The 26,256-nt window shown below is 39.8% G+C and carries 20 protein-coding genes and 1 tRNA gene; 2 read left to right on the top strand and 19 right to left on the bottom strand.

Features of this window, described 5'->3' with window-relative positions; translation table 11 throughout:
• Positions 1–478: 478 nt before the first annotated feature.
• A tRNA-Arg gene (locus ACEW8U_RS19205) sits at positions 479–552 on the bottom strand.
• A gap of 176 nt (positions 553–728) precedes the next feature.
• On the opposite strand from ACEW8U_RS19205, the gene ACEW8U_RS19200 reads away from it, so the two are divergent.
• A complete protein-coding gene (locus ACEW8U_RS19200) occupies positions 729–1,469 on the top strand; it encodes a porin family protein (protein ID WP_373523679.1) in 741 nt (246 codons plus the stop codon).
• A gap of 48 nt (positions 1,470–1,517) precedes the next feature.
• Here ACEW8U_RS19200 and ACEW8U_RS19195 read toward each other — a convergent pair whose 3' ends face one another.
• Together ACEW8U_RS19195 and rpoN are read right to left on the bottom strand one after the other, a co-directional pair.
• Positions 1,518–2,135, bottom strand: coding sequence for a PA-phosphatase (locus ACEW8U_RS19195; RefSeq protein ID WP_373523678.1), 618 nt, complete (start codon positions 2,133–2,135; stop codon positions 1,518–1,520).
• Positions 2,136–3,593, bottom strand: coding sequence for an RNA polymerase factor sigma-54 (gene rpoN, locus ACEW8U_RS19190; protein WP_373523677.1), 1,458 nt, complete (start codon positions 3,591–3,593; stop codon positions 2,136–2,138).
• A 196-nt stretch (positions 3,594–3,789) separates the two neighbouring features.
• Between rpoN and asnS the strand changes: the two genes are divergently transcribed.
• Positions 3,790–5,241, top strand: coding sequence for an asparagine--tRNA ligase (asnS, locus tag ACEW8U_RS19185; RefSeq protein ID WP_373523676.1), 1,452 nt, complete (start codon positions 3,790–3,792; stop codon positions 5,239–5,241).
• A 46-nt stretch (positions 5,242–5,287) separates the two neighbouring features.
• Here asnS and ACEW8U_RS19180 read toward each other — a convergent pair whose 3' ends face one another.
• The 16 genes from ACEW8U_RS19180 to ACEW8U_RS19105 all read right to left on the bottom strand — a co-directional run.
• On the bottom strand, positions 5,288–6,535 hold the full coding sequence (locus ACEW8U_RS19180; protein WP_373523675.1) for an MFS transporter: 1,248 nt from the start codon (positions 6,533–6,535) through the stop codon (positions 5,288–5,290).
• A gap of 68 nt (positions 6,536–6,603) precedes the next feature.
• Complete coding sequence (locus ACEW8U_RS19175; RefSeq protein ID WP_373523674.1) at positions 6,604–8,079, bottom strand: NAD(P)H-hydrate dehydratase; 1,476 nt, start codon at positions 8,077–8,079, stop codon at positions 6,604–6,606.
• A complete protein-coding gene (locus ACEW8U_RS19170) occupies positions 8,072–9,400 on the bottom strand; it encodes an MFS transporter (RefSeq protein ID WP_373523673.1) in 1,329 nt (442 codons plus the stop codon). Before ACEW8U_RS19170 ends, ACEW8U_RS19175 begins: the two co-directional genes overlap by 8 nt.
• A 64-nt stretch (positions 9,401–9,464) precedes the next feature.
• Positions 9,465–9,926: an ExbD/TolR family protein gene (locus ACEW8U_RS19165; protein WP_373523672.1), complete on the bottom strand. Its 462-nt coding sequence runs from the start codon at positions 9,924–9,926 to the stop codon at positions 9,465–9,467.
• Between the two features lies 1 nt (position 9,927).
• The gene (locus ACEW8U_RS19160; RefSeq protein WP_373523671.1) at positions 9,928–10,569 is read right to left on the bottom strand and encodes an ExbD/TolR family protein; all 642 of its coding nucleotides are present in this window, start codon (positions 10,567–10,569) and stop codon (positions 9,928–9,930) included.
• Positions 10,569–10,898, bottom strand: coding sequence for a hypothetical protein (locus ACEW8U_RS19155; protein ID WP_373523670.1), 330 nt, complete (start codon positions 10,896–10,898; stop codon positions 10,569–10,571). Before ACEW8U_RS19155 ends, ACEW8U_RS19160 begins: the two co-directional genes overlap by 1 nt.
• 60 nt (positions 10,899–10,958) lie before the next feature.
• Positions 10,959–11,765 (bottom strand): MotA/TolQ/ExbB proton channel family protein, encoded by an 807-nt coding sequence (locus ACEW8U_RS19150; RefSeq protein ID WP_373523669.1) that lies wholly within the window; start codon positions 11,763–11,765, stop codon positions 10,959–10,961.
• Between the two features lie 1,053 nt (positions 11,766–12,818).
• Positions 12,819–13,820, bottom strand: a complete 1,002-nt coding sequence (locus ACEW8U_RS19145; RefSeq protein ID WP_373523668.1) for a GntR family transcriptional regulator — start codon at positions 13,818–13,820, stop codon at positions 12,819–12,821.
• 127 nt (positions 13,821–13,947) lie between these two features.
• Positions 13,948–15,741 (bottom strand): hypothetical protein, encoded by a 1,794-nt coding sequence (locus ACEW8U_RS19140; RefSeq protein ID WP_373523667.1) that lies wholly within the window; start codon positions 15,739–15,741, stop codon positions 13,948–13,950.
• Entirely contained in the window at positions 15,741–17,405 is a 1,665-nt protein-coding gene (locus tag ACEW8U_RS19135; protein WP_373523666.1) for a DUF4038 domain-containing protein, read from the bottom strand. Before ACEW8U_RS19135 ends, ACEW8U_RS19140 begins: the two co-directional genes overlap by 1 nt.
• A complete protein-coding gene (locus ACEW8U_RS19130; RefSeq protein WP_373523665.1) occupies positions 17,402–18,247 on the bottom strand; it encodes a phosphogluconate dehydrogenase C-terminal domain-containing protein in 846 nt (281 codons plus the stop codon). Before ACEW8U_RS19130 ends, ACEW8U_RS19135 begins: the two co-directional genes overlap by 4 nt.
• A gap of 37 nt (positions 18,248–18,284) precedes the next feature.
• A complete protein-coding gene (locus tag ACEW8U_RS19125; RefSeq protein WP_373523664.1) occupies positions 18,285–19,667 on the bottom strand; it encodes a four-carbon acid sugar kinase family protein in 1,383 nt (460 codons plus the stop codon).
• The gene (locus ACEW8U_RS19120) at positions 19,664–20,905 is read right to left on the bottom strand and encodes a ribulose-bisphosphate carboxylase large subunit family protein (protein WP_373523663.1); all 1,242 of its coding nucleotides are present in this window, start codon (positions 20,903–20,905) and stop codon (positions 19,664–19,666) included. Before ACEW8U_RS19120 ends, ACEW8U_RS19125 begins: the two co-directional genes overlap by 4 nt.
• Complete coding sequence (locus tag ACEW8U_RS19115) at positions 20,902–21,933, bottom strand: Gfo/Idh/MocA family protein (RefSeq protein WP_373523662.1); 1,032 nt, start codon at positions 21,931–21,933, stop codon at positions 20,902–20,904. Before ACEW8U_RS19115 ends, ACEW8U_RS19120 begins: the two co-directional genes overlap by 4 nt.
• Before the next feature lie 2 nt (positions 21,934–21,935).
• Positions 21,936–22,949: a GRP family sugar transporter gene (locus ACEW8U_RS19110; RefSeq protein WP_373523661.1), complete on the bottom strand. Its 1,014-nt coding sequence runs from the start codon at positions 22,947–22,949 to the stop codon at positions 21,936–21,938.
• A gap of 850 nt (positions 22,950–23,799) precedes the next feature.
• On the bottom strand, positions 23,800–26,256 hold a 2,457-nt coding region (locus tag ACEW8U_RS19105; RefSeq protein WP_373523660.1), incomplete at its 5' end, for an outer membrane beta-barrel protein.

The following is a 26,256-nucleotide window of genomic DNA, read 5'->3' as shown; positions in this document are numbered from 1 at the left end:
TTTCGTCTTCAACATTTCAATGAACTTTTTCCCTTTTAAAAAGGAAATGTCAGGATCAATTATCCCGTGGTAAATCTTATCAACCAGAACTTTTTCCGGCATCTTTAAAACCCATTACTCAGAACAGGACTGCAAAGGTAAAATTTCTTTCTTGTTTTAAAAGATAATTAACTGTAAAACTTATAAATTAAAAATCAGTTTCTTATAATTTGTTGATTTAGTGAGACAAATTTTACCATAAATCCATTTAAGTTTCTAAATTTTCCAGATTTCAAATCACTGTTACTTAATTTCAAAGAAAATACCACAACTTAAAAGTGGAATCCGGAACCCGAGTCTTTTCTACAAATCGAATTTATAAATCCTCAAAGTGATAGAAATCCTTTTGAAAGAATCATTTGTCAAAATCAATTTTTGAATCCCCACGAAAAAAGGGAGACAAAACCGGGTAAAAAGCGCCCTAGAATCGCGCTAGAAGTGACCTCGTCAGGATTCAAACCTGAAACCTCCTGAGCCGTAATCAGGTGCTCTATTCAGTTGAGCTACGAGGCCATTTGGGATTGCAAAAGTAGGTAGGTTTTTTGAATTAACAAAAGGCATTACCCAAGTTTTGTTAACCATCATTCTAAAGAACCTATAAACAATTAAGAATTATTAAGACAAAAAGAAACGCAAATCAAGTTTGATTTTATAATTTAGCAGCAATTTTAAAAACAATAATCTCTTTCATGAAAAGAATAACGCTAATCCTTTTATCCAATTTAATTGCTACCTGCCTCGTATTTGCCCAAGAAAAAGAACGAACTCCAATAGGTGGGAGACCTGATATTAAGGGTGATTTATTCATTGAATTTGGGTTCAATACTTTAAATAACAACCCGGATGAATTAAAAAGAAGATTTCTACCTTCCCGAACATTTAATATTTACTATCAGCACCCTATAAATATCGGTGCTGAAAACTCGGGATTCACCTTTAATCCAGGAATAGGCGTCGGGACTGATAAATTGGCTTTCAACAATGATAAAGCTTTGTTTAATAACCCAACATTAGGTCCTGAATCAAGTCAATTATTGGATATCACCGATGTGTACGGAGATAATATTTCTATTTCGAGAAATAACGTTTCAACAAGCTTTATTGAAGTACCGCTTGAATTCAGGTATCATTTTAACAAAAATAACTATCAGAAAAGTATGCGGTTGGCGATTGGTGGAAAAGTGGGATACCTAATGCAGGCACAGACCAAAATCGCGTACAGCGACAGCAATGGTCTTGACAGACAAATCAAGGATAGACAATCTTTCGGATTCAATCCCTTAAGATATGGCATATATGGTAGATTTGGTTTTTCAGGCATCAACTTATGGGGGTATTATGGGTTAAACCAAGTTTTCCAAAAAGAACGAGGACCATTTGCTACCCAAGCTACTCAGATAAATTTCGGGATTTCTGTGGCATTGTTCTAGAAACACCTTCGTCATCTAAAAGTATTAAGCCGGTAATCCCGGCTTTTTTTATGTAAAATATCGGAACGAAAAAAAGCAAACTCCAAATCCTAACAAAATCCCTCCTAAAACTTCCAATGGGGTGTGGGCATCAAGATAAAGTCTTGAAGAGGCAAGCCCCCCAGTAATTAAGATACCCCCCATTATCAGATACAATAAATCGTTTCCGGGAAACTGTGTCACTACAGCAATGATGATGGCAAGCAAACCGGAAATTGCCACCATGTGGGCACTTATTTTCCAAAAAAAAGTAATTCCTGTCAATAAAATCACGCAAATGGTAATTGAAACCAAGGTTTGAATCAACAAAGGTTCAAGGTTAAATTTTATTTGAAAAAAATAAGTGGACATCACATAATATAAGCTGACAATTGAAAAAGGAAATAACCTTTCCTCCTTATTTTTCATTTGAAGAGAGGAAATATTTTTAGTCAATTTCAAGGTAAAAATACTTAAAACAGGAATTGTAAAGGTGGTCAAAAATACCATCAAAAGAACATATCCCTTTTCCCAAGAACCCATACTTGTAGCCTGAGGAGCATAAAACAATAAAAAAAGAAATATCAGGCTTGGAACAATAAGCGGCTGAAGGGCAAAAGATGAAATTAAAGCTATTTTTCTGATCACTTACAATTCCTTTCTTAATCTGGCTACTGGAATCTGTAATTGTTCACGATATTTGGCAACCGTTCTCCTCGCTATATTATATCCCCTGTCATTGAGCATTCTTACCAGTTTATCATCAGAAAGTGGTCTTTTTTTACTTTCAGCATCTACCAATGACTGAAGCACACTTTTCACTTCTTTATTACTGACATCTTCGCCAGAGTCAGTAGCTATTCCTTCTGAGAAGAAATATTTCAGCGGATAAATTCCAAATTCAGTCTGAATAGATTTACTATTTGCGACCCTGGAAACAGTAGAAATATCCATTTCGATCCTTTCTGCAATATCTTTCAGGATCATAGGTTTCAATTTAGTCTCATCACCTTCGTAGAAAAAATCTCCCTGAAAATCAAGTATGGACTGCATGGTTTTTAATAATGTTAGCTGTCTTTGTTTGATCGCATCTATAAACCATTTGGCAGCATCTAGTTTTTGTTTTACAAATGTCACTGTATCCTTTAATTTCTTATCCTTCTTGTCGCTTTTTTCATAGGCATCAAACATTTCAGAATACGAGCGGCTAATTCTTAATTCAGGGGCATTTCTGGAATTCAGGGAAATTTCCAATTTACCTTCTGTATTGGTAAGTATAAAATCAGGAATGATATATTGGGTTTTGACCAAACCATCTGAAGTTCCACCCGGCTTTGGATTAAGCCGTGTAATCATATTGACTGACTCCTTTAATTCTTCTTCCGCTAGATCGAGTTTCTTTTGAATCTTGGAATAATGCTTTTTGGTAAACTCTTCAAAACAATCACTAACAATTTTTATGGCATTCTGAACAGTGGGATCATCGGGATGCTCTTTTCTTTCCAATTGAATAACAAGACATTCCTGAAGATTCCTCGCCGCAATCCCCGCAGGATCAAAATTTTGTATTTTCCTTAAAATCTCCTCTATTTCATCGACATCTGTTTCAATGTTTTGGCTAAAGACCAAGTCATTGATAATCGCTTCAAGATCCCTTCTTATATAACCGTCATTTTCAATACTTCCTATGAGTTGCCTGCCAATGATTTTTTGCCTCTCATCAAGCTTCAAAAATCCCATTTGGGCAATCAATTGCTCATGAAGGGATATTCCACCTGATATGGGTATTTCTCTCTCCTCCTCATCGGGTGAATAGTTACCATCGCCTTGCATCTTGTAACCACCGTAGTCATCGTTGAGGTAATCTTCAATATTGACATCTTTATCTTCTGAAGTATTTTCTTCTTCATAGTTGTTGTCCTCAAATTCTTCTTCAGAATCTTTTTTATCTTCTTCCTTCCCTTCTTCTAGGGCAGGATTAATCTCAAGTTCCTCCTCAACTCTAGTATCCAACTCAGCAGTAGGCACTTGTAAAAGTTTAATGAATTGTATTTGTTGCGGAGAAAGTTTTTGAGATAGAGACTGACTTAAATGAAGTTTCTGCATACATTATTTTTGTTTGAAAAGAATTCCAAAATTCTGAAGTCCTTAGTACTACCGACTCCATCTTCTCAGATTTCAAATTTAGGAAATTAGAACTATTTATTGATAAAAAGCTTATTATATCGTTTTTTTGCATTCCCTTTAAGAGGTCTATTTTATGAGGCTCTTAAACTTACATTTATTATATATACATATTTATATGGCCTTTAACAAAAGAGTAAAAATCAAAGAGCTTCTGGAAAAAGATTACGCTGACCAAGATATTACCATCATGGGGTGGGTCAGGACAAAAAGAAGCAACAAGAACGTTTCCTTTATTGCCTTGAATGATGGTTCATCCATCAAAAACTTTCAGGTGGTGGCCGACCCCAATTTGATCAATGAGGAAACCCTAAAAAAAGCTTCAACAGGTGCCTGTTTGAAGGTCTCTGGAAAAATAGTGACTTCCCAAGGCTCGGGACAACAAATTGAACTGAATGCTTCAAAAATTGAAATATTAGGTGAAGCAGATCCTGAAAAATATCCGCTTCAACCCAAAAAACACTCTTTGGAGTTTCTCAGGGAAATCGCCCACTTAAGGGTACGGACAAATACATTTGGGGCAGTCTTTAGGGTAAGACATGCCCTTGCCTTTGCGGTTCATAAATACTTTAATGATAAAGGCTTCTTTTACATCCATACCCCAATTATCACTGCTTCAGATGCTGAAGGTGCTGGAGAAACTTTCAAAGTGACTACTTTTGATCTCAAAAACCCACCTTTAACCCCAGATGGAAAAATTGATTACAAAGCGGATTTCTTTGAAAGAGAGACCAATCTGACTGTATCAGGACAATTGGAGGGTGAGCTTGCGGCGATGGGACTTGCTGACATTTACACTTTTGGACCAACCTTCAGAGCAGAAAACTCCAACACCACCCGTCACCTTGCTGAGTTTTGGATGATCGAACCAGAAATGGCTTTCTATGACGCCGAAGACAATCAGGATCTTGCCGAGGATTTTCTTAAGTATATAATTTCCTACGCGCTAGAAAACTGTAAAGATGATATCGAGTTTCTTGACAAAAGGGCTGAAGAAGAGGAAAGCACCAAAAAAGCGGATAAAAGAAGTGAAATGGGTTTGTTGGGGAGGTTGCAGTTTGTGGTGGAGAATGAATTTCAAAGACTTACTTATACTGAAGCCATTGATGTCCTTAAAAATTCCAATTATAACAAGAAAAAGAAATTTCAATACCTGATTGAAAATTGGGGAGTGGATTTGCAATCTGAACATGAGCGCTATTTGGTCGAGAAGCATTTCAAAAAACCGGTAATTCTGACAGACTACCCCAAGGAAATCAAGGCTTTCTACATGAGACAAAATGATGATGGCAAAACCGTTGCGGCAATGGATATATTGTTCCCGGGAATTGGAGAAATTGTCGGAGGTTCACAAAGAGAAGAAAGGCTTGATCTACTCACCAAAAGAATGGAAGAAATGAATATCCCGACTGAAGAAATGTGGTGGTATCTAGACACAAGAAGGTTTGGTTCTACCCCACATGCTGGATTTGGTTTAGGTTTTGAAAGGCTTGTACTGTTTGTAACCGGAATGGGAAATATCCGAGATGTTATTGCTTTTCCGAGAACTCCGGGACATGCAGAATTTTAAATTTATTATTTCAGAAAAAAGTCGCTTAACTGCTAAGCGGCTTTTTTTATGAGTTTTTCTCAGCTACTAATTCGGTGGGGTCGTCCAAAACAATTTCCGGTTCTTCCACATCGATCACTTTAATCCTTCTGGCCAAAGGGATACATAACAAACTCAGGACGATAGCAAAATAACCCACAATGTCATAATTCACCAATTCGCCATTAATTCCCTCTGCCAAAATCAAACCAGCCAGAAAAGAAGCCAAACCAGCTGCGAATTGTTGGACAGCCGAATTGAAACTGAGAAAACTCCCCCTATTCTCAGATCTGGCAGTACCTGTAATCAAAGCAGCGGCAGGGACCATTCTTCCGTTGGAAGTCACGAAGAAAATCGTAGAAATCAGCAAAACGTAAGGAATGGGGGTTTGCCCCAATTGTGTAATTACGGCAATCGGAATCACATTCAAGGTCATAAATATGGTAAAGACCTTAATCTTCCCATACCTATCAGTTAATTTACCCACCCAGGGAGATGTAAATATGGTGAAAAACCCTCCTGCCATATAGATATAGGTTAACTCAATTTCACTAAAACCAACGTTAGCGACCATGTAAGGGCTTAGGAATGGGATAACAGCAAACTGACCCAACATCATCATAATGGTTAAGGAGATGGCCCGCATCTGATTGGTATTACCCGTTACTCTCCTAATTACCTGAATTGGACTTGGCTTAAACTGTTGTTTTTGGATATGGGCTGTAATCGTGGGGATATATTTAAAAATCATCCAAAGTATCACCAACGACAATCCTGCCAAAAAGAAAAAGGGAGCATGCCAATTAGATATACTGGCTATAAACAAACCGAATGGCACACCGACAACTGATGCGACGGAAAAGGCGGCCATTACCAAACCCATTGCTCTACCTCTCCGGGCATCGGGAATTACATCACCTATAATCGACAGTACCAAGGCTGAAGTCAACCCACCAAAAATCCCTGATACAATCCTAGAAATCAATAAAATAGCATAATTAGGAGAAAGGGCACATGCCATGGCCCCAAATAAAAACCCTGTAAACACCCACAATAGAATGGTTCTCCTATCATATTTATCAAGAATAAAAGCTCCAAAAAAGCTACTGATTCCTGCGCTAAAAGTATAAGAAGAGACCAATAATCCGAATTCTCTCGGTGATATTTCAAATATCCTCATCAGCTGCGGGCCGAGAGGCATCAATATCATAAAGTCAACTATGTGGGTAAAATTTATTGCCGCTAAGGTCCAAAGTAAAAGTTTTTCTTTGTTCATCAGATTTAAAATACTCCATGATTAACCTTTGCTAAATTAATTAAGTTCTAAAACAACTCATTTATTTGTCAGTCAATCCCCATCAACCTAAATGTTTCAGGTATTTTTTGAATAATGTCGGATGCGATTAATCCCCTTCGCAATTTCTTAGATGCCAGTTCTCCTGCAAGGCCATGATGATAAACCCCACAAATTACTGCATTAAAAGAGCTGTATCCCTGCCCTAAAAAGGAAGTAATCATTCCTGTCAAAACATCTCCGGAACCTGCAGTGGCCATATATTTATTGCCTGTGGAATTAAAATATTGATCTCCGTCCGGACAGCTGATACAAGTAAAGGCCCCTTTCAAAACCAAATAGATCCCATATCGAACAGAAAATTTCCGCGCCTTTTCCAGCCGCTCAATGTGATTTTTGCAAGCACCAACTAGTCTTTCAAACTCCTTCAGATGGGGTGTCAAAATACTATTTTTAGGAATGCTATCAAGCAATTGTGAATTTCTCGACAAAGCATTCAATCCATCTGCATCAATAACCACAGGATTAGAATAACTACAAAGTAATTTTTCAAGAAAAGAAATATCGACATCTTCCCCCCATCCCGGACCAATTCCAATGGCATCAAATTCATTTAAGGATTCAAAATCTTCAAAAGTATATACCATTACTTCCGGTATAGCAATTTGTAAAATAACCCGTTCTTCATTTGGGATAAGACCAGATACCAAACCACTACCTGTTCTCAAAGCTGCTTTTGAGGCCAATAATATTGCCCCAACTTTACCGGTACTTCCACCAAGTAGCAGTACTTTCCCAAAATCACCTTTATGGCTGAAATTGTGAAAACTCATATGCAAGGGAGGAATATCTTCCTCCTCAACAAAAAATTTTTGATCTGCAAATTTTTCTAAATAATCATTTGAAATCCCAATATCTAAAATTTTGATATGACCAGTATACTTCGCGTGTTCTGGAAAGAGTAAAGAAAGTTTTGGGAATTGGAAAGTGATTGTGAAATCCGCCTGAAAAGCTTCTCCAACCAGCATGGTATCTGCTGGAATACCTGAAGGTATATCCACGGATATCTTGTTGGCTACAATTCCATTCAATTTTTCTATTGCTTCCTTATAGATACCCTCAACAGGACGATTAATGCCTACACCAAAAATACAATCAACAATGATGTCAGAATTATTTATATCCAAATCAACATCTTGATAATGAATTTTTTCAACGTTTCTAGGCAACCTGTGGAAATTAGATTGATAATCCTTACTGCAGTGCTCACCTTCGGTAAAATAAATAACCGTGATTTTTTCAACGGAACCAGATAACAATCTTGCTATAGCCAAACCATCACCTCCATTATTTCCTGGTCCACAAAAAATGTACATGGACTGATCAATATATGGAAACTGCCCATAATACCAATCGCAAAAAGATAAAGCAGCATTTTCCATCAAATCCAAAGAAGAAATTCCGTTGGTTTGAATAAAGGATTTATCCAGTTCAGAAACTATTTTACCTGAAATGATACTAAGCATTTTTCACTTCAATTATTGGTTGAAAATCTTGTTTAGGTATCTTAATTAATAATAAAAATCCCAAACCAACAATAAAAAATAAACCCAAAGCCAAGGAACTGTTTCGCATGCTACCTGTAATCTGTTCTATCACACCATACGAAAATGTTCCCAAAACAATTGCAAGTTTTTCGGTAACATCATAGAAACTAAAATAGGAAGCATGCTGGGTCGTATCGTCTGGAATAAGTTTGGAATAAGTAGACCTCGACAGCGCCTGAATTCCTCCCATGACCATACCCACTACAAATGCAAGGGCATAAAACTGGTACTCGCTAACCACATAGTAGGCTGCACCACATATAAGGACCCAAATAAAAACCATGATAACCAGTGACGCTTTATTTCCAAAAAGCTTGGATACATAGGCAAAGAGGTAACTGCCTCCGATGGCTACAAGTTGAATAATCAAAATGGTAATAATCAACTTATCTCCGGGCAATCCCAATTCCTTATCTCCAAAACTTGCAGCTAGATACATGACAGTCTGAACGCCCATACTATAAAAAAAGAAAGCCGCAAGGAATCTGTTCATCACTGATGAACCCTTTACAATCTTAAATATCCTTTTGATTTCTTTGTAACCCTTCAGCAATAAGGCTTTTTTCACCTTTTTATTGTAGGGATTATCCGGCAAATACTTGAACGAAATCTGAGCAAAACCTGCCCACCATATCCCTGTAATCAAAAAAGACCATCTTGCAGCCTGTCCCCCATCTTTGAGTCCAAAGAAATCGGGAAGCTCTATCATAAATAGATTCAGCAACAACAAAATCACACTTCCAATATAACCCAAGGCAAAACCACGGGCACTCAAAAAATCATATTCATTTTCTGTAGCTATTTCAGGTAGAAAAGCATTGTAAAAAACGATACTGCCAGCATAACCAATACTGGCCAAAACAGCACATATGACCCCATATTCAAGATTGTCGCCATCAAAAAAGAATAAACCAACACAGGCCAATGATCCCAGATAAGCAAATATTTTCATGAAAAACAACTTCTTTCCACCATAGTCTGCCATTCCGGACAAAAAAGGTGATGCTATGGCAATAACCAGAAAAGAAAAAGAAATTGAATAAGAATAAAGAACCGTATTGACTAAATCAATCCCAAAAAAAGAGACAACATCTCCTCTTTCCTCAGATTTGGTAACAGAATTAAAATAAACAGGGAAAATGGTAGAGGTGATGACTAGACTATAAACAGAATTAGCCCAATCATACATGGCCCACGCAGATTGGACTTTTTTTCTTTCTTTGATCTTTGCCTGAACCATTTGTGTCAAAATTAAAAAAGCTATCCTTTTAGGGATAGCTTAAATTAAATGATTAAATTTTGAATCAATTTTCTACCCTACCAGTAGAGGCGTACATCAATTTCCTGGCATCAGCCTCTCTCAATTCAAATTGAATATCTGAGATTGGACCCATTTTCACTTCTCTATCGGCTTTCATGGAAATCGTAATTTGATCTCTTTCCGCTTCAGATAATTTATCTTTTTCCTGATTAACCCAAAGGAGAATATCTTTTGTACCGATCAATACGTCATTTGCCTGAATCCTTGGTTCTGTCCCATAGAGCGAGGTGTTCTTAGGTTTTCCAACAAATAAGTAAGAAATCAAAGTCTTTTTCTCTAGTTTCTGAAGTTGTGTCATCTGAGGAAGTCTTTGTTCCACAAGTAGATCTTGTTCTCTCAAGACTGTCGTGACCATGAAGAAAAATAAAAGCATGAAAACGATATCTGGAAGTGACGCAGTAGATACTCCTGGGTCAGATTTCGGTTTTTTCTTGAATTTTGACATATTAATTTCCTCCTATTTTATCTGGTTCTGCAATGGAGATCGCCATAGGGATTCCATCTTTTCCTCTGTCCAACAACTCTTTCTCGGCAGCATTTTTACCGGTCATAGATCTGTACTGATCAGTTGTCATTCCGACTCTTTCAGCATAAATATCAAAATATGCTTTTTTCACTTGGTCCAAAACCTCAAGATACCTTTCGTAACTGGTACCTCTATTTGTCTTGATGGAAACCACAGCGCCACCAGACATTGGATGATCTGAAGATTCCGGACTCCTATTAGCTTGGGACTTTAGTGATTGCGGTAATGCGTTGTACAAAGCCGTCGCGTCCTCATCAGGTGCACCAAAGTTCAAAATGAAGGCTTTAACATCTTCTGCAAGTTTCTCAGTATTTTCGAGATATTCACCCTCAACCAATAACTGATCATTGGCATTGACTAGAATGTTAAAGATGTTTCTTTCATTCAATTTGATTTCTGGAGGCGGCTGATTGGGATCTTGCTTGGGAGGAAGGATATTCAAAATACCCTTATCCGAAGCAATCGTAGTAGTCACGAGGAAGAAGATAAGCAGCAGGAAAGCGATATCCGCCATTGACCCTGCATTTACCTCCTGACTCACTCTCACTTTCTTTTTTGCCATTACTTAATTGCTTTATTGATTTCAGTTAACACGATGCCCAATATCGCAATGATAAATAGGCCATACACAGTTATTAATGAACCCCCAACGAATTTCGACATACTTGGGGTAAGATTAAATGGATCGGCCGCATATTTTGGAAGCACTTCTCCATCTGAAATGGAATATGCTATGAAAAACACCACGACCAATACGGCAACACCTATTGCTGTTTTCACCAGAGAAGCTGGATTATCTAGGGACTTAATAAGCGGCATCACTATCGCTATTACAGCCCCGACGACAACCAGAATCTCAGCAACGTATATAAATATATCTATAGAATCCATAATGGTTTTTTATAAAGTTAATAATAATATTCAGTTGATTTCAATTATCCAACTAAATAATTATTTAGTCAACTTATGCTTAACTAGTATATCCACTAATGAAATTGAAGCATCTTCCATGTCATTGACCAAAGAATCGATTTTTGAAACACAGTAGTTGTAGAACAACTGTAGGATAATTGCTACAATCAAACCTGCTACTGTAGTCAAAAGGGCGATTTTGATACCACCTGCTACTAGAGACGGAGATATATCACCAGCTGCTTCGATGGCGTCAAATGCACCGATCATACCGATTACCGTACCCATGAAACCCAACATCGGAGCAAGGGAGATGAATAGTGAGATCCAAACCAATCCTTTTTCCAATCGGCCCATTTCAACGGATCCATAGGCAATGATTGATTTTTCTACCATATCGATACCTTCAGTGTATCGCATCAGTCCTTGTGTAAAGATTGAAGCAACTGGTCCTTTTGTACTTTTAGTAACGTCCTTTGCCGCTTCAATACCACCTTGTTCAAGTGCTTCTTCAACTCTCGCCAAAAGCTTTTTGGTGTTTGTGGTAGAAAGATTTAAAGTAATAATCCTTTCAATAGCTACTGCAAGACCCAATATCAAACAGATCAATACAGGAGACATGTAGGTAGGATCACCTTCAATAAACTTTTCTTTGATGACTTGATGGAAACCTTTGTCTTCTTCGATGATTTCATCATCAATGACAACTGGTGCAGCGGGAGTTGGGGCTGCTTGTTCCACAATTTCAGTAGTGTCTGCAGCATCTTGGTCTGCGTCTTGAGCTTTCGTAGTTACCGGGAACATTAAGATTCCGGAAAGCATGAACAAAGCGATTAACTTTTTCATAATGTAGATTTTAAATAGAATTTAAATAAAGGTTAAAACGGTTTCTAAATTAATAATGAGATTTTAAAGTTATCATTTTTTCATTTCAAATTGCAAAGGAAACATTCATAAATTTTTTATAAAATCAGAAATAAACCCTTTTTCATAACTTGTTGGCAAGCTAAATGAAGGAATATGAATTAATTAGGTTAATTATATAAGTGGACACAGAATTAAAATAAATGGATAAAAACCATGTTTGAACTAATTTTATCAACTAAAAGCCACTGTAAAAACTGCAATTTATTAATTCCTCTTTTAAATTCTCTCTTTTTTAACTTCAAAAATCAAATTACTAGATTCAAATTTCATATTGTGGAGGATCATTGAAAAAATAATTTTCAATCAACAAAAAACAACTTCATGAAAAGGCAAAAATTAACTCAGCGGATTTTCATTGTATCCAAAGTTTAAAATGTGATATGTAGGTAGTTGGTACTTTTTAATGAATTAAAATTGAGATATAGTTTATATCAAAATCCCACTCAAACTGGATAAATAGCAAAACAATTATGGATATGGAAAGTCCTATGGAAAAACCTAAAAAGTCAATCAATGAAAATCCCAGGCTCTTCCTGATGTTTCTGATGGCAATGAAGAGATAATGTCTAATCATGGAGTATATTTCTTTGGAAATCTAGGTTGCCTTTTTCTAGATCAATGCCAGATATAATCTACTTATTAAAGGCCCATTAACTCTCCCCAAACAAAATACGAGAGCGAAATTCGGACATTTTCGTTAGGCTACGGGCAATAAGGTTAAAAAAATCCTTGGCCATATATTTATACATAGTTTCCCGGAAAGGGTGCATTCAAAATCTCCTATTTTAATTTTAAAAACATCATCTTCAGCTAAAAATCTCCTGTTAAATTTTTTAACTATTCAGTATTTCTCTAATGAGAATATTTATGGTTTTGAAATAAACTCCACATGCATACATCAAAATAAATTATATTCACAAATTGAATAGCATACATATCGAGATTTTTGTAATATTTTTCAACAATATTCTGCTATAGACTATTCCTTTTGATTAGCCTAGAAGGTCTTTTCGCTAGCTGAATGGACTCCTCGCCTGTAATTAGCTTTCCTATAAACTCACCCATAAAATTAAAATCAGTCGATATGGTTGTAATTCCTTCTTCGAGTATTTCCTTTAACGGTGTGTCATTAAATGCAATCAGGCCTATGTCTTGACCCAACTTTAGCTTTTGCTCCCGGCATTTTTTTACAATTGATATAAGGTCGGTTTCTGCAATCACTATATAGACTTCACCTACTACTAGTATTTCGTCATCATCGATTCCATCTATAACTAGGTTTTTGAACTCGTTTATGAAAGTAAATTTCTTGAAACCTGTTATCATTTCAGGTGGGTACATTCTGTCCTTTGGAAAGACCAGTTTGATGGTTTCGTATTTCTTAAGCAAGCTAAGTGCATTATAGAGAGAAAGGAAAATATCCTGCTCAAAGTCCTGGTAGATGCCAGGATAGGCCTGCTCGTGGTTCACCACTTGTCGGTCTACAATGATTACTTTCTCTTTGGGAATTCGCTGGATAAGTTCGTAGCCATCAACGGAGTTGAAGTTAGTATCAAAGAAGTGTGGAGCCACGACATAGTGGTCATACTTGTCAAGATTTTCATTAAGAAGCTCTTCAAAAATACGTAGGTTACAATGATGGATATGAATATCGATTACAGCGTGGTGCTTGACTGTATTAATGATCGAGTAATAAATAGCCCTTTTGTAAGGGTTTAACTTATTGAACAGCAATAATGCTTTGGACCTACTTGAATTTCCTTTTGCCAGGCTTACATAGAACCCTTTGCCTCTGACGGAAGTTAATATCCCTTTTTCCTTTAACTCATTGTAAGCTTTTTCGACTGTATCTTTAGAAAGTAAGTAGTAGAAGCTGGTTTCATTGATAGACGGAATCCTTTCGCCAGTTTTATATTTTCCTCTTGCAATATCATCTGTGATCAAGTTTATCAACTGCTGATGCTTTGTAAGCATTGAATCCTCATTTATCTGATCAAATTTGCTCATAATAGAATTGGAAACTAAGGGTTTTTGTCAATTTGGTTTTCAGATCAAAAGTTAGGAATAATCTGTCATTTAAGATAGTCTAGTTACAACTCTGCTAGCTTTTTATCAATTCGGTAAGACTGTTTCCCTGAAGGGTGAAAGTCGAGGAATCCATAGTTTCACATGATTTCCAGACAAGCTCTCCTGTTGTAGGATCGGCTCCCGTAGTGAATCTGGTTGGCTTAAACCCCTGTGGAAAGTTCATAGACTTTGATTCTTCCGACCAATTAACCGCCATACAGACCATTTTTGTACCAATCTCAAATACGATGGTATCAATAACCAGGGGATCGGTGCTTTTAGACACTTTGATCTTAGCCGGCTTGAGACCTAGTACTTCTTTCAGAAGGAGAAACATCGGAGAAAAAGTGACCTCATCACCTTGATTATTAATTGTACTGAAAAAACCATTTTCCCCAGTAAGTTCAAAATACGTGATACTATCTACTTTCGATTCTGCCATGTATTTCCAAGAAATCAGCCACCAGCAAGCCCCAAAGAACGTGAACTGTCTCTGGTCTGTTAAACCAGTGGGAAATCGTGCAGGTATCGAAGGGTCTGTGGCATTAGGGTTCCATCTCATATGAAAAGAAATTGGAGAAACCTTGATTTCTTTATTGGGAAACAGCTTTTTGGCCGAAGTCACGGTATATGATTGTGCCTCCAGAGTTTCTATAAGCGAACGATTATCGAAAGCGTGCACCTGAGGATTAATGGAATAAGATACCCCATCTAAATTTGAATGGTCCAAAGGGAATCTATTCAGCTCTGCGAAAAAAGCATCTGTTCCAGCGAAGACTTCTACACCCGGGAGCAGATCCCGTAAACGAGGTATAGCGTCTATGATTTCTTGAGAGGTCGTTTTTCCCTTATTGGGGAGCAGAAGAATACTTTTTACCATGATCAAAGCCTCTTTGATCTCAGCCACCTTATCGACGAAAAACGGGTTGTCAGTAAAAATGGCTAACTCCACAGGAAGGCCGGTACTTTGGATCTTGATGAGGATTTCTAAAGCAGGCTTGATTTCATTATCAATACTTAATTCAACCCTAGTGTAGGCAATTCCAGAGGTTTTCAACAACTGGATGGACATAGCGCTGGGGACTTGGCTTATTACTGTCCCTATCTTAGGAAACGGAACGGTTTCGCCAAATGTAATTTTACGCTGTATTGGAAGAGCTGTCTTCCTATTCTCACCTTTTGCCATTACAGCCAGAGAAACCCTTTGCTCGACGATCTCACCTTGGTTGATCGTCACAGGAAACGGGATTCCCAAGGGGGTACAATAAGTTTTGTAAGAAGCATCCGTCCAGTTTCGCTGATCTTCTGCTTCAAACGTTTCGCCCTCCATCTTCAGGTCTGCCTGCCAGTTGGAGCCAATCGGCCAGGTCATTTCCGCAATATTCATGAATGGCTGGTAGGGGCTTATTTGTACTGGAAATCGGGTATCGGTGTGGCTTCCCTCTGTATGGCCAATCTTTACCGGCTGCCCTATGCAGGTACTAATGGGATGCAAAATCAAAAACCCGATTCGGTTTCGCTTAAACGAAGTCTGAGCCACACCGCGATAGTCGAAAAATATCTCGCTATCCGATGTACCCTTAATGTGGCACTGCAGCTGGAAGTCTATACCTGATTGCTGAAAACTTGCATCATAGCTGATCTCAAAGCTGGAGCCACCCTCATGCACAAATTCATTTGAAATTGTCATTGGGATAGTGCCCCAGTTTTGGTCTCTTACAGCATGGTAAATCATTCTGATTACCTCATGGCCCCCAAGTTTTATGTACCTAAGAAAGCCCTCCTCGTAAAGCAATTCAAGATGTCCAGCTTTTAATCGTTTGCTCACTAGTTGCCTATTTTTTCACCTATCATTATTACCCAAGGGCCATTGTCCGGGGCAACAAAGCTCTGCTCTTCCGCCTCCACCTTGCCACTCTCTGTGAAGGTACCGACCTTCGGATCGTAGAAACGTATCGGGAGCCCTTTTTTGAGGTTCCGTATGGTGATTTCTCCACCTTCAGGTAAATAACTTGCGTAGAACTTATCCTGTTTGAAGAGCATTTTATGGCCGTTTGAAAGCTCTTCGCCCAGCTCCATATCGACGATATCATAGCCTTTGAATGCTTTACCCAGTAATCCTGGGTATTTGCTTCCTTCGAACTTAATTGCCTCAACTGCCGAAGCATTTGTAGTTGACCAATCAGGGAAACCGGGCTCCTCTGTTCTCAGCTTCCAGTTCCAAACACCGGCGGCCCCGTATACAACACCCATAGTACCACCAGACATGATCTGGGACCATGCCTCATCTCCTTGCCACCAGCCTGTGCTATTATTAGGATCGCCTATTCTTTCGTAAGTAGGTTCGCCGTTTGCTACCGCTTTGGTCGGTTTGTTATGGTACATTTTTTCCACTTTCTCAAGAAGGTGTTGGCCACCATGTCCAGTTTGGCACCATTGGAAATTAAGCCATGGTTCGGCTTGATAAGACATGTTCCGGTGCTTAAAGTAGTCCTCTGTATTGCCTTGATGCCAATCTGGGACATAGTCGTCGGCTGGAGAGTAGTGGATCCCACGAGGCTGTTCGTAGCAGTCCCACTGGGCAAGCATTTCTCCACTTTCCTTTATACCAGGTTCCTTGCCCATTCCATCAGCTGATACCAAGTACATTGCTGGAATGGACCCGTATCTTGCCAGCACGTACTTGGTATAACGAATATATTCCTCGGGTACTGTGCTTCTGCCAAAAGCATCCTGTCCTTTCCACCCAAATCCCTGGAATACAGGTTGAAATACAGGTACAATTTCGTGCTCGAATAGAATCCCAACAAGGGTATCCAAGGTTTGAAAATATGCAGGATTCATCTGCGTGATATGTTTATCTTTTAAATCATAAAACGCCTTACCAAAGCCATAGTCCTCAAGTCTGCTATCTGGGCCTTCAGCAAGGCGGTCTGGTTGTATGGACATGAGAAGAGCAGTATTGTAGCCCTTGGACCGTCGGTCTTCTGCATATTGATTGACTGTTTCCACGGTTCCCCTGAAGGGCAGCGCCCAAGGGGTGTCGCCAATCATTAGAAAGGGGGAACCATCTTGATGAACTACATTTCTTTTTCCAGGCGACATGGTCAAAAAGCCTTTTTTAAGCAGCTGGTTATTCCCGCTATATTGTATCGATGTGATTTGACCTTTTTTTCCACTAAGGCCTGGCGAAGGGTTATTAGTGAAGGTTTCCCAGCGATAAGTTTCGTTGGCAGCAGGAGGGGCAAAACGAATTTTCCACGTATTATCTTCATACCAAAACCCGGGGCGGACAAGTGTGTCACCACTACTGGAGATAAAGGTTGCATACACGTCTACATCCATGTATGGATTGCCAAGTTGAACTTCGGACTTCAGCGTGATTTCGTATGTTGTCCACTGTTCTACCTCTGTTAAAGTATCACTTTGCTGACACCCGAATAATAATCCTCCAAAGAGGAAAATAAAAACATATAAAATATTGCGTATCATTTTGTAATTGCTTGTATTTGAGATTTAATTGACTCAGGTTCAAATATTTCTTGCCAGCCTTCTTTGAATATCTTTTGCTTCCCGATTTCAATCGCTTTGATGGCTGCATCAGAAAATTTACCTCCTGGCAGTTGATCGAATAAGAGCGCTAATTCTATGTTGATATGGCCTTTTAGGAATTCATAAACTGCCTCTTTGGGCACTCCTTTTTGGACGGCTACGTCTGCACCTTCTTTTATAAGTGAGATCATCGCTCCACAAAAGGTCTCTGATAAAGCTGGCTCTAGAATACCCATCTGTTCGATGGTAACCCTGATAGATTTTGTGACAGGTCCATAAATAACTTTGGCGAGGTCTTCGCCAGTTTCGTAATGTGAAGCCGGGCCTTGGATCAGTGCACACACAATACTTTGTTTGGCAGCAATTCCTCCAAAATAATCGAAATGTGCTTTTTCAGTAGGTTCCCAGTTGAATACTGAGGGATGACAAGGGTGTGCAGCAAAATAAGAGATGTCTGGTCTATGTGCTAGGTGTCCCGCCAGTGGAGCTGCGGGATCCAGAAACATGCCTATAGCGCCGACTTTCATCATAGGCACATACTGCTCGGTGACCTTCCCAATGGCAATATCGGGAACTGCATAAATAACAATATCCGCCTTTGGAACACACTCCTCGGCTTTGGTAGGGTGAACATCCAATTCCGCCATACGCTGAATCCCTACTTCGCTCACTTCCAGGTAGCTGGTCTCGTAGTTAGGGTCATTTTTCAGGTTGTTAGTGAGCCTATAACCCATTTTTCCTCCTGCTCCTACGAGAGTGACGTTGATCTTAGTGTGTGCCATAATTTGTGTTTTATACGTTTTTGACTTAATTATTGATCTATACTTTTTGTAAGCTTCCACCCATCTGGGCAAATTCAAAATACCTGACTGTCCCATTCTGTCCGCCTTTGATGGCAATGTCGAGGCCGTCGGTCCCCTTGTGCTCAGCATGTGCGATGCATAGCGGTGCGCCTGGGGCTAGTTCATTTTTAAACTCCAGCGCCGTAATACCAAGCTCTTTGATGATGTACCCAGAGGTGTCACCTCCAGCAGTCACAAGTCGTTTCAATGGAAATTCTTCAATGATTTTTTTTGTAATGATAGCTTGAGTGGCAGCAATCCTATGAGGTTGTGCCTTAGTTTGATCTGCATTCAAAATATTCTGAACTGCTGGATCTGATGGCCCTAGGGCTGAAAAAACTACAGTGTTTCGCCCTAAAAGCAAATGATTGAGACAGATTGTCACGGTTTTTCTGATTTGCTCAGCCTGCCCTTCGTCGTCAAAAACCTGATCTACCAGCAACCTGACCATTTCGTATCCAAGCTCAGACACATGATTCAATTGGTCAGCAGTTGTTTGAGAACAGCTGCCAGCGACTATGAGTGTCGGGCTGACCGCATGAGGTAGATTTTTCTGTGTTTGTGGCATCCCATACACCGTCCCCAGTGCATATTCAATGGCAGAGGAGCCAAGTAGCAACTGGTGTTTCGATTGGCTATTTTTATGTATCCACTGGCCGATCTTGGGTAAGTGCTTGTCTTCCAGCGTATCGAATAGGATGACAGGTGCCGGGTTGCTGTTGTCTTTGTTTCCTATAATACCTTGTGCTGATTTTTCGGCTATGTTGTCCAATGCAAAAAAATCAACTAGTGATATTTTTCGTGTCATTTGATACGCGAGATGACGGCGGATATCACTTTCCATCATAGGAGTGACTGGATGCCGAGACATCACAGGGTGTCGGTCCAGACGAAAGGTTTCATCACCGATCCGTGCAAAAAGATTCCCGAAGGCGACAAAGCGATTTAGTAAAGGCAAACCAAGTAGAAGCGGTATAAAAGATGACGGAAAATACTTTTCTGCTACGTCAAGTGCAGTGCCAATATTGCCGATGTCTGGAGCGCTGTCTAGGGTGGAGCAAATTTTGTAATGAAAGTAATTGGTAGGAATTTCACTTATAGCACCAAAGATAGGATCCAGTTCGTCGGTCATTTCTTTGGGAGTCAGACTCCTGGCAATCCCCGCCACCCCAAATGCTATAGGTCCTTTTTCTTCTGTTTTTTCTCCTTTCCAATTGAAATTCTCAATTGCCGCCAGGGTGGGAGGATCAATAAATAAGATCGTAGGAATGCCCATCAGACTCAAAGACTCCATTACATCGGAGGATCCTGTGAAATCATCGCCATAAAAACTGAGTAAAATATCCTTCTTGTCTTTCATCCGAAATACTTAAATGCTTTGTCAACTGCCTGATATTGTTGTCTGGCTTCCTCTATCGAAAGACCGTCGATTGCTGCTTGCCACGCTTGTTTTACGCTGTCGATGCCTGCTTTGATACCATCTGGATGTCCCATAATGCCCCCTCCGCAAAGGTACATCAGTTCAGGGTTGCCTACTGCTTTGTAGGTGTCAAAAGCCTGCCCTGCCCATTGACCGGAGGAGACTACAGGCATGGCCCGATCTGATCCTGCCCATATCGGTGTTTGGCAGGCTTTGATTGATTTAATAACTGATTCGTCCGATTCACAGAATTTGTTTCGCAGCCCATTGGTATGCAAGTGATCCACGCCGGCCATACGCCAGATTTTCGACATGGCTGAGTAGGCAATGCCTACTGCTGGATTTCTGGAGAAAATCCCCCACCCATTCCTGTGTCCGTGGATAGGCAATTGGCTATGCAGGGACACCTCTTCTATACTGCTTAGGCCAGCCCAAAGGAGATTAACCATGATGCAAGTGCCACCCTTGCCGAGGACATAGTCATGCCTTTTCAGCATTTCGGATGTTGTGCCGCTGATATTGAAGGCATACATTGGCTTTTTACCTGTTTTTTGTGCGTAGTTATTGATGACTTTCATACAGGCATCCACTCGCTTTTCGAATACATTATAGGTAGATGAGCTCATCAATTCATCATCTTTGATAAAATCGAGCCCGCCTTCAATGAGTGTACTCACTTGCTGGGCAGTGGTTTCCGGGTCCAAACCAACGCTTGGCTTGATAATCGTACCGATAACAGGCCGATCTTTAATGCCTATTTGCTTATAGGTACCTGCTATGCTAAACTTAGGGCCTGGATAATGCTCTTTGAAGCTTTCCGGAAAGTCAATCGTCAATAGCTTCAATCCTGAAAAAGGAGCTAGTTCAAATAGATTACCAGCCACAGTGGCGAGCAGTATAGATAAATTGTACCCGATATTTTCGAAGGGCCAACTCAGCCTAACCATGGCTTGCTGAATAGGCCCATTTGTCCTTTTCCCATTGTGGAGCGAATAGGAGTCAACCACCTGAATCAGCTCAATACTTTCAACTCTTGCAGCATATTTGTCCATCAGTTCCTGACTTTCTCCTGGTATTTTGACGAAAGTACCAGTCGACTGCTCGCCAGCCATTATAGCGATGGCCTTTTCCAAAGGAAAGTCAGTTTCCAACCAGTAAGTGGCGGTTAATCTGTTCATAGTGAAGTGGCTATTGACTGATTTGTTAGGGCTGATTCATAGGACAAAAACACGAGTTCCATAGTCTTTAAATTGTCAGTACCGGTGGTTTCAGCCGGTTTTTCACCCATCAGGTCCTGAAGAATGTTCTTGTTGCAGTCTACGATGGATGAGTGTACAAGGGCGTAAGCGGGGTCAGCCCAGTCATACCTAGGAGGGTCATAGGTCTTCTTGGTAGTTTCTGCATTCTTTCTGGTGACGACTATTTGGTGATCTAAGTCCAGTCGGATCGAGCCGGTGTCACCTTCAATCAGCATCAGCGTCTGTGGAAACGATTCTTTTTCCAGGTGAGAGGCATATGAAATCTCAGTGAAACAAACAAGCCCATCCTTAGTAGTCAGTAGGATATTGGCAATATCCTCACCTTTAATGCTTTCGTTTATCTTTTGTGTTTGACAATATAGCCTTGCTACATCCCCGAACAAAAAACGAGCTGTATCGAGCAAATGCACTCCCAAATCCATGATAATGAATCGATCCAGATCTTTAAGGGCAGGCTGGTTGTCAAAAACAGGAAAACCAGAACAAAACGTCAGTTTTGAGCGAAACGGTTTACCTATAGTATTCTGTTTGATCAGTTCCTTACAAGCCCTGATGGGAGTCTGCCATCGAAAGTTTTCATGTATGAAGAATTTTACGCCCGCCTTTTTACAGGCATCGACCATGGCCTGACAGTCAACAAAATTATCCGTCATGGGTTTTTGACAAATTACATTGACACCTGCTGCAGCTGTCTTCAAGACGAGTTTCTTATGGGAATCAATACTACTTATTATGTCTATACAATCGAGTGATTCTTCATCAAGTAACTTGTCTATATCAGTGTAGACCCTAATAATACTGTGTTTTTTAGCAGCTGCCTGGGCCTTTTCCATGTTTTGGTCACATAAGGCAACTATTTCTACACCTTCTAATTCTTTCCAGGCATTGATTTGAAAGTCGGCCCAAAAGCCAGTTCCGATAATGCCCAATTTTAGTATCTTTTCCATGATTAGATTTTTGACCAGACAATAAACACAAGTCCCACTACATAGAATGCAAACATGCCCGTCAGCAGGAGTTTTGTCTCTTTGCCTGATCCCTTAAATTCTTTCCAAATAAATACTCCCCAGATAGCTGCTACAACGGGAGCTGCGTTACTCAATGCATAGGAGATAGCGGGACTGCCTGCACCAACTGCCATGAAGCTAAGTACCATGCCACTCATCCAAATAAACCCACCCATCCAACCGGCAGCATGCTCAGCGATGGTTGCCTTAGAAAAATCTTTCATGCTTACTGGTTCACCATCCACTGGATACGCCATAAATATTGGATTGACGACCACTGTACATATCAGCGCACCGATCGAAAAAAAGAAAACAGCAGTAAAAGGAGTCAGCGTTCCAGTCCCCCCTGCCACGTAGCTATTGTCCATGGACTGTACTACAAAGCCGTAAAAAAAGGCGATAAGGAATCCGGCAACAACCGATGCGATGATGCCTTTACTAGAACGTCTGGAGTTTGGACCTTCAAGCTTTTTATAGGCTCTTGCGGAGAAAATTATGGCTACCACCACGCAGAGCACGCCAGTGAATAGCACGTAAGGCTGCCCTTCGCTATAACCACGATCAAGAATTTCCAGCAATAAATTATAGCAAATCCCTAAAACCCAAGCAATACCACCGCCAATTGGGAAAGCAACAGCTAGACCAGTGAGAGAGATGCCTGCAACTAGCAGTAAGTTACCAAGGTTCCAAACTATTCCGCCAAGGATTGCCATTAAGATGCTTAACGTGGTTGCCTGCCCCAAATCCTCCCAAAATGTTCTTCCTTCGTTACCTAGCGACCCCAAGGTTATAGCCGCTAGCCCTGCGGTAACCACAATACCCAGTATGAGGTCCCAATAGTATAACTCGAAACGAAAATTTTTAGCCATCTTCTGCGTGTTGGCCCAGGAGCCCCAGCAGGTCATGCAGATAATAAAGGCAACAATGGCGAATGAATAACTTTGAATAAGTACCATGGGTAGAAAATAGGTTTTGGATACACAATTATACCTAATGATTGACCATTTACTTTCCTGCACTTTCTGTTAAGGAATTGACTCCATCGCCCCCCTAAAGTAGGTTTTGGCTACGGCTTCATGTAACGGACTTCCCATGTCGCAGGCTTGCCAGGATTTGGGATAAGGTAAAGTGAGTGAAGCGGTAGCCGTGGGGGGTGAAAGCCCTCTCCTGGAGTGGAGAGTAAAGAGCTATTTTTTCAAAAATGGTGCGAATCGATCAGAAAGTAAGGAGTGGGTGAAACGGAGAAATGGCTTAGGAATAGAAACGGAAATCCTTTTGAATTGAGGAATGTGAACTTCAAAAGATTGGAGGGATTGACCAACCTATGGGAAGCTCCAATTCCAGAAAAACGCTTTGATTCAAGAAAGGAAAAAATATTTATATTTTTATATAATTACCTTAAATCCGCAAGCGGATTAAGGAATAAGCCGAAAAAGCGGCTGAATTTGTTTGAATCAGGCTTTTCCAGCTCTTTTTTTTTACTTATTTGAGTGCTGAGAAACATCTCAAACAAGGATGAAAGTTACAAAATCAGCGGAAAAAATCACCCCTTTCGGAGGGTTTAATTTTGTTTTTAAGTCTTTCTTGGATTCCGGCCTTTCAGATTTGATAGACAAACATCTGGGAATGAGATTGAAGACTTTTGGTTTTTTCTACAGTCAATGCCAGATATAATCTACTTATTAAAGACCCATTAACTCTCCCCAAACAAAATACGAGAGCGAAATTCGGACATTTTCGTTAGGCTACGGGCAATTTTTTTAAAAATATATTCCATAGGTGAACGAATCGTATTCAAATCACAAATCATAGTACCCGATTACGCTCATCTTCAGATCCTGTTTTCCGTTTGACGGCCGCATTTATTTTATTATTGCCAAAATTCCGCCTATAGGTAAGCCTAAGTACCCGTGGTTCGGGGGTGTAATAAAAAATTTGATCCAGATTTACGGAAGGATAAGCTAACCTTATTCTAAAGCGGTTGGTCCAAAAAATATCATTGAAATTTAAGACAAGGGTGCCCCAATCATTTTTCAATTCTTTCCGGATCCCCATATTCAACGAACCGGTAGCGGTCTGCTTAAATATGCCATAAATTGCCTTACTTTGATAAAAAGCATTGATTTCCATATTGAAACTATGGGGGAGCTTAATATTTTGGGTAGTATTAAATCGGGTGTACCGACCATTTATATTTAGATCTTCACCATCGTAAAGGGTGCTGTTTTGTTGCCAAAAAGCGGACATTGTGTTTTCCATTTCCCACCACTTATAAATGGATACCGGTATTGTCAAATTGAGTGAATAGGTATTTGTCTGATCTGTATTTGCGATAAACACATTTTGCCTATTTGATTCCGGATCCAATTGAACCAACCATGTTACCGCATTTTTATCTAATCCTGCCTGAAGGGAAAGGATGTATTTGTTTTTGATTTGATAACTTGCCTGTAGGGCATCGGATATGGTGGGCATTAAGGCCGTATTTCCTGACCAAAATGAATAAGGATCTTTAAAACTTACAAAAGGTGCAAGATTATTAAATGTTGGACGGGTAATCCTCCTGTTATAAGATACCTGTATTGTATTGTTTACATTTAATTTCTTGGAAAACGCCAGATTGGGAAATAGCTGATGATACCTTCTCAAAACCAGGTTATTTTCTTGGGGACTGTTGATATTTGTGTAAGTATGTTCCCAGCGCAGACCGGCCTGCATCGTGATATCAGTATTCATTTGAAAGAAAAAACTGGTATATCCAGCCAGGATATTCTCACTCATATCTATTCGTTGGCTTAGTTGAGAATCTCTATTCCATCCTTCTTTAGTCAACCAATCTACAGCAACCTCATTATCCAGCCAAGTAAAAGAACCTTTGCCTCCAAACTCCAGCTTAGAATTATCAGTGAGATGAAACACATAATCTGCTTTTAAAATAAACGTTTTGATGGGGGTGCTTTTTTCTACTTTGACTTTTTCCTGTATATGCTCTCCCGTCTTCGGAAAATGGTAAAGAATATCGTATGAGGCGGGGCTCGTATTACGATATACCAGATAATCCAAATCAAAACTTATCTCCTGTTTGTCCGTGAAATTGTGCCTTAGGTTTAAATTTCCCATAACATGATTCCAATGGTTGGTTTCATCCGTATCCATTACCACGAAGACCGACTCTTTTAGATCTTCATGTATCCGAATGGTATTGATGACCTCGGTAACTTGGTTGTTGGAAAACCCCGAAAAAACTCCTCCAATAGTTGTTTGTGGACTAAGCTGATAATCGAAACCCAGTCGCATTGTTTGTGTAATCTGCTTTAGTGAGCCGCTGCCTATGGAACTCGTTGCTGTAGGCAGACCCTGATTTATTACGTTCCGAATATTCCCCAGCTCATACCAGCCTTTATTGTTGGCCAAAGAATAATCTGCATAAATATTCAGATTTTCGCTACGATGATTTATCATTACATTGGCATTTGACTTCCCGTACCTTCCGTATCCTAACGAGGAAGAAAAAGATCCATTGGTGCCGTATTCCGGACTATTGATAAGAACAATATTGAGCAGTCCTGCGCTTCCTTCTGCTTCATAGCGAGCAGATGGACTGGTAATGAATTCAATCCTTTCAATGTTGCCCGCATTCATCCCATCCAGCATTTGGATTATTGCTGAAGGCGGTAGTCTTGCAGGTTTTCCATTGATCATCACCTGAATCCCTGCCTTGCCGTTCAGCGAAAGAACATTGTTCTGTCTGTCAACTGTAATACCAGGAGAGCGCTCCACTACTTCCAAAGCAGTGGAGCCTGCTGCTGTAATACTACTCTGCACGTTTACTACCAATCTGTCCAAATGCTGTTCGTACAGCGGTTTCATTCCTTCAACGATTACTTCATTCAGTATCAATTCATCGGGAACCAATGCAATAGAACCTACTTCAAATTTGGCGTCAACCACATGAAATGAGGAAGAAAAACCCGGATGATACCCAATCATGAGCGCTTTGATCAGATAGTGGCCATTTTCAATATTTTCGAAAATGTATTTACCATCGTCACCAGTAATGGTCCCTTTTACGAAACTGGAATCTGGCGCATGCAATAACAGCACATTTGCGAAGGACAGAAATTTAACTTCCGAATCCCCCACCATGCCACTCACCTGTGATTGTGCGATCGCAGACAATGACAGGGCAGACAATGTTGCCATTAAAAGGAAAACTTTTGAGAAGCAGTCCATAATCAGGAATTTTAAAATGGTAATCTTTTC

The organism is Aquiflexum sp. (assembly GCF_041751335.1).
Taxonomy (GTDB): Bacteria; Bacteroidota; Bacteroidia; order Cytophagales; family Cyclobacteriaceae; genus Aquiflexum.
Note: the sequence above shows the minus strand (reverse complement) of the source record. Positions and strands in the feature narration are given on the sequence as shown.